The organism is Marinobacter sp. ATCH36 (assembly GCF_023555055.1).
In the GTDB taxonomy this organism is placed as follows: Bacteria; Pseudomonadota; Gammaproteobacteria; order Pseudomonadales; family Oleiphilaceae; genus Marinobacter.
This window is the reverse complement of sequence record NZ_JAMJPL010000006.1, coordinates 151973-167321: the sequence shown is the minus strand read 5'-3', so window position 1 is coordinate 167321 and position 15349 is coordinate 151973. Positions and strand designations below refer to the sequence as shown.

Here is a 15349-nt window from a genome sequence, read left to right as displayed (position 1 = left end):
GCTGGCTGATCAGTCAAACAGGCGGGTAAACGAGAACCCAAGGCTCAGGTATGCACTCCACTCGGCCTCATTGTTGTAGGCCGTGGCAATCTGAAGTGGCCCCAGAAAGGTTTCAACGCCGGCAAACACACTTCCTGAATGCAGCAGATTATTCCAACGGGCATCTCCCAGCGAAGACCAGGCGTTACCGGATTCAAAACCCACTCCGGCAAACCAGGGCACGTACGGCCCACCGAACTCCTGCCTGGCAAAGACACTGGCAAGAACAGCATCCTCGCCGGCTACCTCACCCTGGCTGTACGCCGATAACCGACGAAACCCACCCAGCAAAACCGAGTTTTCGATGCCGGCCACCCCCCGCGTTACGGTATTTCCAAACAACAGTCCGGTGATGCTGGTCTTTCGCCAGCTTGCTGTACCCAGAGCCATGATCCTGACCGAGTCAAAGTCACGATCAGACCCCAGTCCAGGGCGCTCGAACCGGCCCCGGATGCCCGCAAAGCCACCGGATTTGGGAAGGAAGGCATCGTCCAGTGAATCATGGACCAGTCGCAGGTTGAGATTGCCACTCTGGATCGAGCCGGAGGGCGCCACTGGCTCTCCCACCTGCTCGTCAACGGTGGCATATCCACGCATGTACTCAAGGCGGATTTCTCCGTTGACCCCCAGCTCGGTTCCCACGGCAAGATCCACCTGGCGGCTGGTTATATCCACCTCGGTGATACGCTCACCTTCGCCGTCAAAGGCGCTCAGGCTCTCCCGTGAGTACTCACCTCCCAGAGTCAGAAACCGTTTGAATCCGTAATCCAGGGGCTGGAACCACTCGGTCCGTACCCATGGCTGAGTGCCCAGTTGAAGCCCGGTTGCCCACTCACCCCCCAGAGCATTGAGGCCTGTCATCCGTAACGACGTTGCCAGATTAAAGCGGGTCTCGTTTTCCAAGTTGTCCTCGTAGTTCAGCCCGAAAGACAGATAGTTCGGCCCCCAGCTTTTCTCCCGAACCCGGATCACCAGCTCGGTTCCGCCCGCCCCCGACGGCGCAAGGGAATAGGAAACAGTTTCATAGTAGCCAAGACCATAGATGCGCTTGAGGTCTTCCTCCAGCAGATTCACATTCAGCGGTTCGCCGGTTTTCTGGCGAATACGCTCACGCAGGAAATCCCCCGCCAGGCGGGATTGGTCATCGATACGAACACTGGTAATCAGGCCAGGACGGGATGAGTGCATCTGTAACCGGCTGCGGTAGCGAATCCATTGACTCTCTTCCACGCTCAAATGGCGAAGCTCGCCGGCGTGTTTGCGGGCACCACTGGCGCCGAGCTCGAATAATGCGGGCGCCTGATAGAAATCCGCCGAAGACAGGCCTTCCAGGTCCGGCCGGATCAGTATGTCCCGGTCAGTCAGAAGTTCCAGCTGCTGTTCGGTATTCCGGCGGGTCATCATGGTGGTAAGCTGGCCAACCACTGAAAAGGCTTCCCGAATCTCCTCTCGTTCCAGCAGCGGATCGGTAATATCCACGGCGATGATAACTTCGGCGCCGAGCTCCCTGGCCACACTGACGGGCAGATTGTTGGCTACGCCGCCATCCACCAGCAAGCGGCCATCCAGCGCGACCGGTGCATAGACACCGGGAATGCTCATGCTGGCGCGAATCGCCTCGGACAGATTACCGCTGCCGATGACCACCTGCTCTCCGGTTTCCAGATCCGTGGCAACCGCACGGAATGGAATGGCCAGCCGGTCAAAATCTTCGACCAGTGAGGCGCTGCGGGTAAGTTCGTTGAGAATGAAACCCAGGTTCTGCCCGGTAATGATACCGCCGCCCAGATGCAAACCATCGGCGCGAATACCAATTCCCGGTGCCACAGGAAAGCGCCAGTCTTCGCGCTTTCGCCGGACCGGTCTGTAGGCACGGCCGGGATCATCGCGAAAGCTGGATACCCAGTCCATCTCGATAAAACGTTCTTCGATTTCGTGAACGTTCATACCTGACGCGTATAGAGCGCCAACCGCGGAACCGGCACTGGTACCCACCACGACATCCACTGGAATCTTCATTTCTTCCAGCACCCGCAGTATGCCGACATGGGCCATGCCCTTGGCGCCACCACCACTGAGCACCAGCCCTACCTTCGGCCTGTCGGCATCCGCCAGCGCCTGTATAGCCGTCAGCACTGCAACCACCACAACCAGATATCTCAAGGCTGACATCTTCCCGCCTGTCGTTTATTGGTCGTTGGTACGGTCTTGTTCTGCCAACGACAGGTGGGATACATCGGGGACGACCGGTGGCGGGGTGTCTCGCTTGACCCCGAGCTCTGTGCCCGGGGGCGCCAGAGTCCATTCATCCAGGTGCTGGAACATGGGCTCTGGCGCCTCCCTGTGCTCTTCAAGGGTTACTCCGATGGGGTCCAGACTCAGCCCTGACCCGGAAAGAATCGCGTCAACCTTCTCTCCGGCTACCGGCAGACGGTCGCCGGGCTCCACGGCAACGGATGAGGCTGGTTTGCCGGAAACCGTGTCCCGCGCCGGTGATGTTCGAGGTGGCGGTTCTGGTTGCGCCTGAGCCCGGGTCTCGGAGCCAGGCGCAGGACGGGAGGGCGAAGACGGCGCGGCACCTTCCATGGCCTGTACGTAGGCCACCATTCCGTGTTTTTGCAATACCGCCCGGTATTTCTCTGCCTGTGCCTCTTCCAGCTTGTTGCGGATAACCACCGGCTGACCACTGAACATGCGGTCAACCTGTTCTACCGTGGCCTTGAACAGGGTTTTTGCATTGCTTCTGGCTGTTGCCGGGTCCGTTCCCGGCGCACACTCACCTTTGAAAACGAGCTGGAACATCATCCTGCCTCTACCTGCATAGATTTTCTAATCATAATAGTTGATCCTGGCGCGCTGCGGAAACTTGCGGCTACCCGTTGAGTGTTACCGCAAACTGCAAACAATTGAAAAATGCGTGAACAAATCACGCAAAACCGGCAGGACTCTGCGATAATCATCAGTAACCAAACGTTACATATGCTTACAAACTTCCACGGACTCACATCACAGGAGTGACTCCATGCCCATCAGAAGCATCACCGGCACCTTTGCCCTGTTGCTGGCAATGGCCTCGCAGCCGGCAGCCGCCAGCAATCTTGATCTTCTGCTGAGCGGGATTTTTCCGGATCAGCAAGCCACCTACATCGGCTACGAGAGCGTTGAGCGGGAAGATATTCCCGCCTCCTCCCATATAGAACGCAAATATCTGGTTGTGGACTTTCGTTTCAAATCCGACCCCGCCAGCGATCAGTTACAGGCCAGTGTTCATAAGGTCTGCATGGCGCTTCTCAAGGACAGAGCGCTTATTCAATCCCTGTCCGACTCCGGCTACGATATGGTCGCCGTCGCTTTCGACCGCAAATCCCAGTACGACTGCCTCTGATGCAGCCTTACTGGTCCCGCCCCAAAAGGCGCGGGAACGCGTCCAGCGCACTGTTCACCGAGTCCAGATTAAAGGCTTCCACGTCGGCCAGAAGCTTCTCCCCGTAGCGGGTAACCGAGGGTGACCGGAATCGCTTGCCCCATTCCAGCAAGCGCATTGCAAAACTCTTCATCTGTTCCGGGTCGCCACTTTCCCGAACGATTTCCCATTCGTCTCCAAAGTCCCTGGCCAGCTGCTCCCGCAGCCAGCCGCGCTCCTGCATGCTCAGGGTCTGGGCCAGTAAACGCTCTGACTCCTGCGGAGTGCCTTCTTCTTCGGCCTGCGCTTCAGTCACTTCCACCCGGGGCAGGCTGACGGTAAACGTCGACCCCGCCCCAGGCTCGCTTTCGACTTTCAGCTCGCCCCCCATCATTCGTACCAGCTTACGGCTGATGGCAAGCCCCAGGCCAGTGCCCCCGTATCGTCTGCTGTTCTGGCCCTCCTGCTGCTCGAAGGCTTCAAAAATCTGCTCCTGTTGATCCGGGGGAATGCCAATACCGGTATCCGCAACAGTAACCACCAGGCGGTACCACCTGCGCTTGTCCGTTTCGCCATCTCCGGTGATCTCTCCAGCGGCGGATTTCCGTGGTGTGGCGGTGGCACGAACGGTCACACCGCCCTCATGGGTAAACTTGATGGCATTACCCACCAGGTTGAACAGCACCTGACGCAATCGGGTTTCATCCAGCATCATCGCCACTGGCATCCTGGAATCAACACTGACCTCAAGCGAAATACCCTGTTCGGTCGCCCGCAGATCAAATATATGCCGCACATCGCTGAGCAGCCGCCGCACCGAAACCGCCGAGTAGTCCAGCCGCATTTTGCCGGCCTCGATACGGGAAAGATCAAGGATATCGTTGATCAGCATTAACAAACTGCGGCTACCCGCACGGATTGCATCCAGGTAATTACGTTGCTGGGGGTCCTTGACGGTGTTGCTTAGCAAATCACTGTAGCCAATAACCGCATTCATTGGCGTACGGATTTCGTGGGACATATTGGCGAGGAATTCGCTCTTGGTCAGGCTGGCTGCTTCTGCCTCCCTTGCCAGGCGCTCCGCCTCCAGTTTTGCCGCCCGCAGCTCATCTTCACTCCTGCGAAGAGCGTTTTCAGACCGGATTCTTTCATCCACCTCCCGCGACAACTTGCGGTTCCAATACAGGAAGATCAACACCACCACAATGGCAATGAGCACGATGCGACGCACCACCGTATAATCCGTTTCCTGTTCAATATCCAGGTGAATCCAGCGATTGTAGATGGATTCGGTTTCAGTGGCGTCCAGGCTGCCCAGAGCCTTGTTCAGAATACGCTGCAGTTCTGGCCGGTCCTTGTCGACGGCAAATCTGAGCTCGTACTGATAGGGTGTGATACTGGTAATCCGCAGATTGGAAAGCCCCAGCCTTGCCACCGTATAGCTCACTGCCGGAATGTGCGTAACCATTACATCCAGATCACCATTGGACAGGTCCAGCAACCCTTCCTCGATGGACCTCACGGGGTAAAGGTCGAGGTCTGGGTGATTGATCAGCAGGTAATCGTGCCCGGCCTGACGATTGACCACGCCCACTTTTTCGTCCCTGAGCTGCCGCAGTTCTCCGATAAAACGCCCGTCATCGCGAATCGCCAGGGCAATGGGCACCGTCAGATAGGCGCGGCTGAACAGGAACTCCTCCTCAACCCGGGGTGTTCGGGAAAGTGCCGGCAGGATGTCCACGTCCCCGGAGCGCAGGGCCGCTTCTGCATTGGAGCTGTCGGACATAATTTCGCGGCTAAAGCGAATACTGAGCTTTTCTTCCAGGCGGGTCACCAGATCCGGCACAAGCCCGGTGGGCTGACCATCCTGGGTGAACTCGAACGGCGGCCAGTCGGGCCGGAAGGCCACCTGCAGATCGGAATTCCGTTTGAGGAAGTCACTTTCACTGGCAGACAGGGAAATGGCGGATGAATCCTCCTCCGGTAACTCTGTTTGCAGCCAGGATTGTCGAATGGCCCGATGTTCATTATGGCCAATAGCCAGGACGGCCTGATTGAGAACCCGGTATATCCGGTCTTCGCCCGCGTTGACTTCAAGCACGACATCGACCGACCGTTGATTCAGCAGCGTAGCCATCCCCACCCCATTCACCATGGCGGACTGGAGATAATCGGAAACCACCGGAACCGGCCCCAGGAAGGCATCGGCCTGGCCGGACAGCAGCATGCTGACCGCCTCACTGATGCTGGCTACGGGTACCGGGGAAAGGTTGTCGACCGGGTCCAACAGAGCAAACTGATTGGGATCGTTTGTAATCAGGGCGATGCGTGCACCTTCAAGATCCGACAGTTTGCGGATTCCGGCGTCCCCTGAGTGAACAAAGATGCCGTAGGTCAGGCTCATCAGCGGTGACGTTACGGCAACATCAGACGGCGCGGGCTGGCGCGCGAGACGGGTGGTCAGTCTGGCATCCAGGCTGCCGTCCCTGAGTCCATCATCAAGCTGCGTTTCATCACCGGCAACCGGTTCGACCGGCACATTCAGTTTGTCTGAAATCCGGTTAAGGTAGTCAATGAGGATACCGGCCAACACCCCCTCCCCGGTGTCGAATGCCAGGGGCACCTGGGCGACACGGACACCGATGTGGAAGGCATCCCGGTCCTGCAGCCACTGCAGATCCTGGTTACCCAGAACCGGCGCCGGCGAGGGCTGGGGAGGCTCTGCCGCGGACATACCGGAAACCAGCAGGCAGGTGACTAGCAACAGAAAATAAAAGGCGCCCCTCACTGGATATCCTCACCGGTTTGGCTACAGTTCAGGGAACCATACCCGTAAATTCTTCTGATTGCATTCAGCAGGTTACCCGCATTATCGTAGTCGAGCCCGCAGTCACAGACCAAACGGGGATCAACCCGGGGAGAACCCTTACGATGGACACCAGCAACCACACCTTCAGCGCCCTGTTTGAACAGCTTGGCATGCCCTCTGACAAACAGAGCATCGAGAATTTCATTGCGAAACACTCACCCCTTCCTTCCGAGATTGCCCTGCAGGATGCACCCTTCTGGTCGGAAAGCCAGTCCCATTTTCTGGAAGAAGGCCTGGAAGAAGACTCCGACTGGGCGGAAATTATCGATGAGCTGGACGCGTTGATGCGGCACTGATCATCACTCGGTCGCGCCCTGAGTCCTTGGCCAGATACAGTGCCTTGTCGGCGCGATCGAAAGCGTCATCTTCGTCGTCTCCCTCCACGAACTCGGCAAGCCCGGCCGAAAAGGTGACCGACACTGGATCCCCACGAAAATGGAACGGCAATGCGGCAATGTGCGTCCGCATACCGTCAAGCACCGATCTGGCGATATCCACTGGTGTCTCCGGCATCAGCACCACAAATTCCTCGCCCCCGAAGCGGGCGATGAAATCTGTCGTTCTCAGCCGGTCGCTCAAAGCCTTGGCCACCAATTGCAACACCCGGTCACCGGCCTTGTGGCCGTAGGAGTCGTTCACCCGTTTAAAATAATCAATATCGAGCACGCCGATTGTCAGCGGGTGGCCGTAGCGTTGCCAGCGTTGATATTCGAAAGCAAGACGCTCCTGCCAAGCTTCCCGATTGGGCAGTTGGGTCAGGATATCTCTCAGTGCCTTCCGCCGCTCTTCCGCAAGCTCCTCGCGCATTTGCTCCGAATTCGCTTCAACTGCCGCCAGTTTTTCGTGCATCAACTCCAACTGTTGCGACAGGTTGCTTTCACGCTCGGACTCCTGGGTGCGAAAACGCTCCACAGCGCCACTGATCGATTCCAGATGCTGCCCCACTGACGCTTTCAACTGGTCGAAATCGGCACTGGACTTCACCTGCTCGCCGAACGTCTGCAGTTCATCCCGGATCTCACGGTCCAGCGCCTCGGACGCGTCCAGGCGACCGGTCTGGGCGGTGGCCTGATCGGCAAAACACTGACGCAGTGACTCCAGCCGCCCATCCAGGCGCCGGAGAAATGCTTCAAACTCCCTTTGGCTTCGGGTAACGGCGGCAACAACCAGTTCCGCCACTCCGTTCAGACCCTCGCGCAACTCATCCCAGTTATCACTGTTCAGCAGTAACTCCTGAAGCCGCCTGGCTCTGGCCTCGGAGGCTGGCTCCAGAGATACCTGGCCCAGCATATAGCCCAGCAACTCGCCAACCCGACGGGCAATTCTCAGGCGCTGACTGGCGCCTTCAGCATCATCCTGGTCCAGTTCCGATACATCCCGGCCCGGTTTGGAAACCTCGCCATTACTGCCCTCTTCCGTTCTCGCAGGCGGGGCTACGCGGGAACCGAACAGCCTGTCAAACACGCCTGGTCTGGCAACCTGCTCTCCGTTCTGTGCAAGCCCGAGCTCCAGAACTCCCGCAAGATCCGACAACCACTCGGTAAAGTAAAATTGCAGCGTTTCCGGTTTAGAAAGTCGTTTTTCCAGATCCCGCAGGCGATCCTTACTGGCGGCAAACAATGAGTGGGAACGCAGTCCGGATACCAGCTGTTCAAGAGTTGTCTTCATTCGGCTGGCAGATTCCGCCTTCTGTTCGTCAAGTGCGGACACCTGGCGGTCGATCCGGTCCTGCAGATTGAGCCAGCTCCCGGACTCCGGGGATTCTTTACGTAATTCCGCACGCAATCCGGAAAGTAAACGGTCCAGGTCCGGATTCTGCCCCTCGGACGCCAGGCTGGTGCGAACCAGCATGCGCTGAAGCTGATTCCTCTCACGGTCCCAACTGGACTCGCGCGCTTCCGAGTCCTCGAGTGCTTTCAGGTACTTTTCCTTCCAGGGAGAATCCGATGACATTTAGTTCTCCAGGTCTTTCTTTTGCCCACGGCGGGCGCGTGGATGGCTCTGATCGTATACTTTTGCCAGATGCTGGAAATCGAGATGAGTATAGACCTGTGTGGTCGCAATGTCGGCATGCCCCAGCAGTTCCTGCACCGCCCGCAAATCGCCGCTGGACTCCAGCATGTGGCTGGCGAAAGAATGCCGCAACAGATGCGGGTGCAACCGTTGGTCCGCCCCTTTGGCCAGACCCCACCGGCTGAGCCGGGACTGGATACTACGGGTGCTTAACCGGTCTCCCCGGCGGCTTAGATACAGGGCGACCTGCCCTTCAGACGCTATTTCCTGTCGCACCTCAAGCCAACGGGCAAGCGCTTCCAGCGCCTTGCGCCCTACCGGGAGAATGCGCTCCTTGCTGCCCTTGCCCAGCACCCGGACCTCACCACCACGATGATCCACGGAATGAAGGTTCAGCCCGGCGAGCTCCGACAACCGCAGCCCCGACGAATACATCAACTCGAACATGCTCAAGTCACGGATTTCCAGGGGATCGTCGGGCGCCGCGTCAAGCAGGTGGTTAAGCTGATCAACGTCCGCCACTTTGGGCAGGCGGCGCCCAGCCTTCGGGGCCCGGATATCCAGAGCCGGATTATCAGTGGCCAGGTGCTCACGTAGCAGGAATTCGTAAAAACGACGTATTGCGGACAAGTGCCGGGCTATACTGCGGCCACCCAGCCCTTCGCGGCTCAATTGGGCGACATAGCGCCGCAGGTCATGGCTGGTCACATCCCGCCAGGCGGGGGATGGCTGTTGTTCAACCCAGGCAAGAAAACGTTTGAGATCGTCTCGGTAGCTGCTGCAGGTGCGCGGTGAGTGCCGTATCTCCGATGCCAGATAACGCAAAAATCCATCCAGCGGCACTGAGAGCCCGGCCGCTGTGCCCGCCTCACCAGCGGCCGGATTCATACTCAGCGAGACTCCGCCACCACATCAGTCACCGGCACTGCAGCAGTGTGTCGCTGAAGAATGGGTGGCAGCAGCCGGCTGAGGGTATCGCTGATATAGGTCAGAAACAGTGAGCCCATACTCTGGTCGAAATATCCGATTTCACAGCTCCCAACCGCGAAAACACCAACCAGTTCGTTATGTCGTAATGGCACCAGTGCCACCGATGCTATGGGCTCCTCCCGGTCAGGAAACAGGAAGCTACGCTCGCTCTCGCGGAACTGGCCGCACACCGCGCGATCACCTTCCAGCAGGCCGCCGAGGCGTGCCTTGGCCACTTCCGGCGTGACCACATGCAATGCACCCTGCGCCGCCGTTGGCAACTCCGAATCAGTGAACAGAATGACTGACGCTGCATCCAGGCCAAAATCACCCCGAATGCTATCGTCGATGGCAGCCGCCATGTCATTCAGATTACGGGCTTCAATCACCTGCATCAGCAGCCGCTTGCTTTTCTCGAACAGGCGGTCGTTATGACGGGCAATGGATACCAGCTCGACCAGCTCGCGGCGGAGTGTGTCCCGTTGCTCCCGGAACAGATGTACTTGGCGTTCCACCAGCGATATTGCGCGGCCGCTGTCATGGGGCAATGTCAGGCTGCGCAGGAGCTCGTCCTGCCCGACAAAGAAGTCGGGATTATCTCGCAGATAGTCTGCAACGGCTTCCGGCGTGAGCTCTCCGGCCTTCTTGTGGGCCGCTTGGTCTGTCATGCTGCTCTCCTGGTAGTCAGGGCTTTGATGTTACTGGCTGGCGCTGGCGATTCTGTTGGCGCTGGTGCCCCGGCCTTGTATCGCCATGCCGCCCGTTTTTGCGACGCCGGGGTGGCTGGTGGTCTCCCGGCAGGCGAAGCTGGCCTTCAAACACGCTGGATGTAGGGCCTTCCATCATAACAGGGGACCCTTCGCCCTGCCATTCAATGACCAGGTGGCCGCCCTTCAATTCCACATCCACCCGGCTGTCGAGCAAACCACGCATGCAACCGACAACAACGGCTGCACACGCGCCGCTGCCACATGCCATGGTTTCACCGGAACCACGCTCGAAAACCCGAAGCCGCGCGTGGGTGCGATCAACGATCTGCAGGAATCCAATATTGGCCCGCGCAGGAAACCGCGGATGATTTTCCAGCCTGGGGCCAAGTTCCCCTACTGGTGCGGAGTCTACATTATCCACCAACAGCACCCCATGGGGGTTACCCAGGGATACCGCACTGAGTTCGACAGTATCTGCGCCCACTTCCACCGTATAGACATCCTTGCGGCGATCGGCGGCGAAAGGAATGGCAGGGGGGTTCAGCTCTGGCACACCCATGTCTACTGTCACCATACCGCCACGGCCGACCCTGAGCTCAATCACACCCTTCGCGGTCTGCACGCGGATCACCTTTTTGTTGGTCAGGTGCTGGTCACGGACAAAGCGTGCAAAACAACGGGCGCCATTACCACACTGCTCCACTTCTGAACCGTCGCTGTTGAAGATCCGGTAGCGAAAGTCCACATCCGGCAGGCCCGGGGGCTCGACCACCAACAGCTGGTCGAAACCGATGCCAAAGTGCCGGTCAGCAAGCTCACGAATCGTCTCCGGGCGCAGGCGGAAGGGCTGACTGATGGCGTCCACCACCATGAAATCATTTCCCAGACCATGCATCTTGGTAAAATTGAGCACGGGACCCTGCCCGCGTCGAGGCTGATTCATAGCATCATCCTCTCTCATTCCGGCAAACAGCTTTCGGGGCCAAGCTGCTCTTCGAGAGTTTCCCGGCGGCGCACCACGTGCACCTGATCGCCATCCACCATCAGTTCCGGCGGGCGATTACGGGTGTTGTAGTTGGAACTCATGACAAAACCATAGGCGCCAGAGGACCGGACCGCCAGCAGATCCCCTGCCTGAAGTCGCAGTTTGCGATCCTTGCCAAGAAAGTCGCCAGTTTCGCAAACCGGTCCGACCAGATCCCAGGCTTTCTCCTCGCCGTCACTGCGGGGTGTTACCGGAATGATGGACTGCCAGGCGCTGTAAAGGGCTGGCCTGATCAAATCATTCATCGCCGCATCGATAATGGCGAAATTGCGATGTTCGGTGCACTTGAGGAACTCTACCCGCGTTAGCAGGATCCCGGCATTGGCCGCAATGGAGCGACCCGGCTCCATGATCAGTTCCAGTTGCCGGTCACCGAGGCGTTCCGACAGCGCCGTGACATAGTCCGACGGCTGTGGTGGCTGCTCCCTGTCATAGGTAACGCCGAGGCCGCCACCCATGTCCAGATGGCGAATAACAATGTTCTTCTCCGCCAGGGTATCAATCAGCGCCAGCACCCGGTCAAGGGCGTCCAGGAACGGCGTGACCGAGGTCAGTTGCGACCCGATATGGCAATCGACGCCCTGTATGTCCAGGTTGGGCATGATGGCCGCGCGCTCATAGACTGCGGGCGCTTCAGCAATGTCGATACCGAACTTGTTTTCCTTCAGGCCGGTAGAAATGTAGGGGTGAGTGCCTGCATCTACGTCCGGGTTCACCCTCAGGGACACCGGAGCCATAACACCCAGCTCCCCCGCCACTTCGTTGAGCCTGTCCAGTTCAGTGTCGGATTCCACATTGAAACAGCGAACACCGGCTTCAAGCGCCCGGCGCATTTCCCAGCGCTGCTTGCCGACACCGGAAAATACGGTTTTTCCGGGATCACCACCGGCGCGGATTACCCGCTCAAGCTCCCCGGCGGAAACAATGTCAAAGCCCGCACCCAGTTTTGCCAGAATGTTCAGTACCGCAAGATTACTGTTGGCCTTTACGGCATAGCAGACCAGATGCGGCCGACCGGCCAGGGCGTCATCATAGGCGTGATAATGCCGCTCCAGTGTGGCGCGTGAATAAACATAGGCCGGAGTGCCAAAACGCTCGGCGATCGTCGCGACCGGTACATCTTCGGCGTACAACTCGCCATTACGGTAGTTAAAGTGATCCATGTAAATCCTGAGTCTGTTGGCGGGACACTAGCTGTCGCCGTTGTCATTGTCCCGGCCCTGTTCGCTGTCGCTGGCCTGTTCAGTTGCGGTATCGCTGTCGGAGGGTGCTTCCCGGTACAACGGCCCTTTCTGACCGCAGCCAGCAATAAACCCGGCCATCACCAGCAGAAACATGATTGCCTGTCCTGGTTTCATCGGTAACTGCCCCTGTTTCCTGAATGACCGAAGTATACCTGAGTGGGACCATGCCCGGCGAGATGTCACAGGGACTGTTCAGGGGCATTACAGGTGCTGGTTCAAGGCATTTTCCAGTTCTGAACGGTAATACAGGTACTGGATCGTCTGAATATCCTGCTGATAGACCTGGGGATCGAGATCGTGGGGCAAATGAATGTCGGTCAGATACGCGGGGTACCGTTCCTGGCTATGACGAAGGGAACGAATATAATGAGCAACCGCCGGAATCAGCTGATTGCCGTATTCCTGTACCGTGAATTCCTGGTCACCACAGAAGATATCAAAACGGACCCGTGAATCGCCCTCCTGGATACCGATGGCCTGCACCTCCAGCCCCGGAAGAGGCACACTGCTATCTGCATCAGGGCGCCGCTCGGCACGCCACTGGCCATCAGGAAGCACCACTTCATAGCATTGTGTTCCGCTGATATCCGCCACGGTATCGAGTTGCCTCAACTGTCGCCGCTCAGTCAGGTTCTCCAGGAATCGCAGCAGCGGCACCAAAAGGTAGCGGCGATTGACATAGGCCTGTTCCCAGGAAAACACAGACCCCAGTTCATCCACCACCCAGACACGGGCCTTTTCACCACTGAGCCGGTAAAACACCTGGATATTGCCTGGCTCACTGGCATGGCAGACCGTCCGCAACGGCAGGTCATCCAACAGAGCGTGAGGATCAAAAACCACCGGAACATAGTTCTCCTGAGGTTTGGCCAGGTAGCCCATCAGTGCTTCCCTGCTCTCCAGGGCCACAAACCCCGGCTCGGTTCCATTGAACCGCAACACGAAAAACCGGCGGTCCATCTCGATCACATAACGCAGCGGATGAGGCCCCATACCACCGGCAAAGAAGTGACGCATGACATCGGTGAAAAGCTCTTTTACCCGACGGGCTATGGTCGCACCGTGGCCTTTGTTATGGCTGTGGACCATGATTTCCGGCAGCCGGTCCGGCGCCCCTGCCACCGACGCCAGCACATTTTTCAGACACTGGATCAGGGTGTCGCCAGCGGCATAATGCTGCAGACTGACTTCATGCCAGCTGTTCAGGGTCACCTGGTCAATGCTGTTTACCAGATTTTCCCGGCCACCGCTGAAGCCCAGGGAGTCGTGCCGGGCACTGAGTTTGTGCAGCCCCCGCTCGGTCAGATAGGCCTGCGGGTCCAGCCCCACATTGACGAACAGCAGGTTCCGCAATGAATGGACACTCCGGGACAGAGTTTCCCGGCTCGCCGGTTCCACTGGAAACGGCAGAAACGAGCTGAGGGCATCCAGCATTTCACGCAACTCCGCTACTGACGCCGTGCTGGTACCGGCACGCACGTTCAGACGGGTAGATCGGCCCAACAGGCCATTGCAGTAACACCAGACCATCAGCTCGGTCAGGTTTCCGGATCGGCGAATCACCGGTTGCCAGAACGCATCCGAAGGATCTTCAAGATCCCGATACAACAGCCATCCGTCATAACCTGCCGACCCGCCCTGTTCCGAATGGTGATGGAAGGCCAGGTTCTCTTCCGCCAGGGAGGGCGCCAGTCCGGGATTGATCTGCTCTATCTTGCCGGCCTTGCGCTGGAAAGCCGCATAGAGCTTTCGCCCCAGCAAATTCATATCATTACTGCTGATGGCCGCGCGAGTGCCATGGTCCCGCGCCAGGCGCGATAACAGGCGGTAGCTGTGGGTAAGCTCCGCGACCACGGCTCTGCGCAAAGCGACAACATCCTCAGCACGCCAGCGAACCCGGTTGTCCAGATTCCCGACTTCTGCATTCGACCAGCCCCAGTCATCAACCAGCGCCTGCAACAGGCGGGTTCGCCAACTCGAGACCAATTGGGCAGACCGGGTCAGCGGTAGCCCGGCTTTCAGGTAGAGGCTCTGTCGCACCAGCGCCAGACGCTCAGGTGCCTCTTCTTTCAGCAGCCACTGTTCCAGACGTTGATAGAGCAATACGTAGGGATCAAGCCGATCGGGATTGGTTTCCCCGGCATAGATCGCTGCCTTGAATACCCGGGACAACAGCGGCTGACTTTCTCCCCGCGCATAACACTCAATCAGCAGTAGTTTGAGAATCGATTTCCAGGGCGCATCAATGCCCTTGTACAGCTGCCATACGCCGGCGCCAAGGAACTCCTCTTTCGGTATCGACACGGCTGGCCCGAAATCAATGTACTCATCACCACGGATAAAACGACACTCGATCAACTGCCGGGCACATTCGTCGTAGCGGCCTTCGTCGTTTACTGGAATCAACCACCACAGCGGATAGCAGCCACCGAGGTGGATGCTGGTGCGATAGAACTCATCCAGAAGAAGATAGTGTTGTGCGCTACCACAGTTTTCGCCAGTGACTTCGGCGCGCTGGCGACCTGCCCGCAAGTCTGCTGCAGAGAACACGAACACATGGAGCTCTACACCCAGGGTTGACGCCCAGCTCGCAAGACTTTCCGCCTTCCGTTCGAGGCACCGCACCCCACGCTCCGGCAGATCATGGCGATGACACAACCAGATATCCAGATCACTTGCTACCGAGTGGCCCAGGGTCCCTGGGCTTCCCATCAGGAACAGGGCTTCCAGGTCCGGCTTTCGTCGGCCTTCGTCCTTGAGCGAGAAAGTCCGCGCCAGCCGCCTGGCAGCATTCAACGTGGGCTCTGTCGGCTGGTAATGACTCACTCCGTAGGGGCAGTCATTGTCGAGGTAACCGGGAAGCGCCGGATGGTTCAGGTGAAACACCAGAGGCAGCACTTCAAGGACCGCCTGTTGCCGGTAGGTCAGGGCTGATCGGGCGCGCTCCCAGCGATGCTGATTAACAGCCATGAACCGGTCCCGCAGCCGGCGCAGCGTTTTTCGATCGATACCCTCGTCAAAGTCCAGGGCGATAGGAGCGGTATGGGCTGTCACGGC

At 58.4% G+C, this 15349-nt stretch carries 12 protein-coding genes; 2 read left to right on the top strand and 10 right to left on the bottom strand.

What is annotated here, in order from left to right; translation table 11 throughout:
- Positions 1-9: 9 nt before the first annotated feature.
- Both M8010_RS16720 and M8010_RS16715 read right to left on the bottom strand, forming a co-directional pair.
- Complete coding sequence (locus M8010_RS16720; protein ID WP_250093841.1) at positions 10-2211, bottom strand: patatin-like phospholipase family protein; 2202 nt, start codon at positions 2209-2211, stop codon at positions 10-12.
- A 15-nt stretch (positions 2212-2226) separates the two neighbouring features.
- A complete protein-coding gene (locus M8010_RS16715; RefSeq protein ID WP_250093904.1) occupies positions 2227-2841 on the bottom strand; it encodes a hypothetical protein in 615 nt (204 codons plus the stop codon).
- A 220-nt stretch (positions 2842-3061) separates the two neighbouring features.
- Here M8010_RS16715 and M8010_RS16710 point away from each other — a divergent pair, with 220 nt between their 5' ends.
- Positions 3062-3424 (top strand): hypothetical protein, encoded by a 363-nt coding sequence (locus M8010_RS16710; protein WP_250093840.1) that lies wholly within the window; start codon positions 3062-3064, stop codon positions 3422-3424.
- Between the two features lie 7 nt (positions 3425-3431).
- On the opposite strand, the gene M8010_RS16705 is transcribed toward M8010_RS16710, so the two are convergent.
- Entirely contained in the window at positions 3432-6176 is a 2745-nt protein-coding gene (locus tag M8010_RS16705) for an ATP-binding protein (protein ID WP_250093903.1), read from the bottom strand.
- 197 nt (positions 6177-6373) lie between these two features.
- On the opposite strand from M8010_RS16705, the gene M8010_RS16700 reads away from it, so the two are divergent.
- Complete coding sequence (locus M8010_RS16700) at positions 6374-6607, top strand: DUF2789 domain-containing protein (protein WP_250093839.1); 234 nt, start codon at positions 6374-6376, stop codon at positions 6605-6607.
- Here the strand turns inward: M8010_RS16700 and M8010_RS16695 are convergent.
- The 7 genes from M8010_RS16695 to M8010_RS16665 form a co-directional block, all read right to left on the bottom strand.
- Complete coding sequence (locus M8010_RS16695) at positions 6573-8264, bottom strand: GGDEF domain-containing protein (protein ID WP_250093838.1); 1692 nt, start codon at positions 8262-8264, stop codon at positions 6573-6575. The genes M8010_RS16700 and M8010_RS16695 overlap by 35 nt on opposite strands.
- Positions 8265-9212, bottom strand: coding sequence for a tyrosine recombinase XerC (gene xerC, locus M8010_RS16690; protein WP_250093837.1), 948 nt, complete (start codon positions 9210-9212; stop codon positions 8265-8267). It abuts the gene before it with no gap.
- Between the two features lie 2 nt (positions 9213-9214).
- Positions 9215-9961: a DUF484 family protein gene (locus tag M8010_RS16685; protein WP_250093835.1), complete on the bottom strand. Its 747-nt coding sequence runs from the start codon at positions 9959-9961 to the stop codon at positions 9215-9217.
- 16 nt (positions 9962-9977) lie between these two features.
- Complete coding sequence (gene dapF, locus M8010_RS16680) at positions 9978-10946, bottom strand: diaminopimelate epimerase (RefSeq protein WP_250093834.1); 969 nt, start codon at positions 10944-10946, stop codon at positions 9978-9980.
- Between the two features lie 14 nt (positions 10947-10960).
- Positions 10961-12211, bottom strand: a complete 1251-nt coding sequence (gene lysA / locus M8010_RS16675; RefSeq protein WP_250093833.1) for a diaminopimelate decarboxylase — start codon at positions 12209-12211, stop codon at positions 10961-10963.
- Positions 12212-12238: 27 nt separating this feature from the next.
- A complete protein-coding gene (lptM, locus tag M8010_RS16670; RefSeq protein ID WP_250093832.1) occupies positions 12239-12406 on the bottom strand; it encodes an LPS translocon maturation chaperone LptM in 168 nt (55 codons plus the stop codon).
- Positions 12407-12493: 87 nt separating this feature from the next.
- Positions 12494-15346: a class I adenylate cyclase gene (locus M8010_RS16665; RefSeq protein WP_250093831.1), complete on the bottom strand. Its 2853-nt coding sequence runs from the start codon at positions 15344-15346 to the stop codon at positions 12494-12496.
- Positions 15347-15349: the final 3 nt, after the last annotated feature.

Excerpts from the sequence above, each read along its gene's own strand:
- M8010_RS16720 (WP_250093841.1), bottom strand. The coding sequence starts at position 2,211 with ATGTCAGCCTTGAGATATCTGGTTGTGGTGGTTGCAGTGCTGACGGCT.
- M8010_RS16715 (WP_250093904.1), bottom strand. The coding sequence starts at position 2,841 with ATGTTCCAGCTCGTTTTCAAAGGTGAGTGTGCGCCGGGAACGGACCCG.
- M8010_RS16710 (WP_250093840.1), top strand. The coding sequence starts at position 3,062 with ATGCCCATCAGAAGCATCACCGGCACCTTTGCCCTGTTGCTGGCAATG.
- M8010_RS16705 (WP_250093903.1), bottom strand. The coding sequence starts at position 6,176 with ATGTCCGCGGCAGAGCCTCCCCAGCCCTCGCCGGCGCCGGTTCTGGGT.
- M8010_RS16700 (WP_250093839.1), top strand. The coding sequence starts at position 6,374 with ATGGACACCAGCAACCACACCTTCAGCGCCCTGTTTGAACAGCTTGGC.
- M8010_RS16695 (WP_250093838.1), bottom strand. The coding sequence starts at position 8,264 with ATGTCATCGGATTCTCCCTGGAAGGAAAAGTACCTGAAAGCACTCGAG.
- xerC (WP_250093837.1), bottom strand. The coding sequence starts at position 9,212 with ATGAATCCGGCCGCTGGTGAGGCGGGCACAGCGGCCGGGCTCTCAGTG.
- M8010_RS16685 (WP_250093835.1), bottom strand. The coding sequence starts at position 9,961 with ATGACAGACCAAGCGGCCCACAAGAAGGCCGGAGAGCTCACGCCGGAA.
- dapF (WP_250093834.1), bottom strand. The coding sequence starts at position 10,946 with ATGAATCAGCCTCGACGCGGGCAGGGTCCCGTGCTCAATTTTACCAAG.
- lysA (WP_250093833.1), bottom strand. The coding sequence starts at position 12,211 with ATGGATCACTTTAACTACCGTAATGGCGAGTTGTACGCCGAAGATGTA.
- lptM (WP_250093832.1), bottom strand. The coding sequence starts at position 12,406 with ATGAAACCAGGACAGGCAATCATGTTTCTGCTGGTGATGGCCGGGTTT.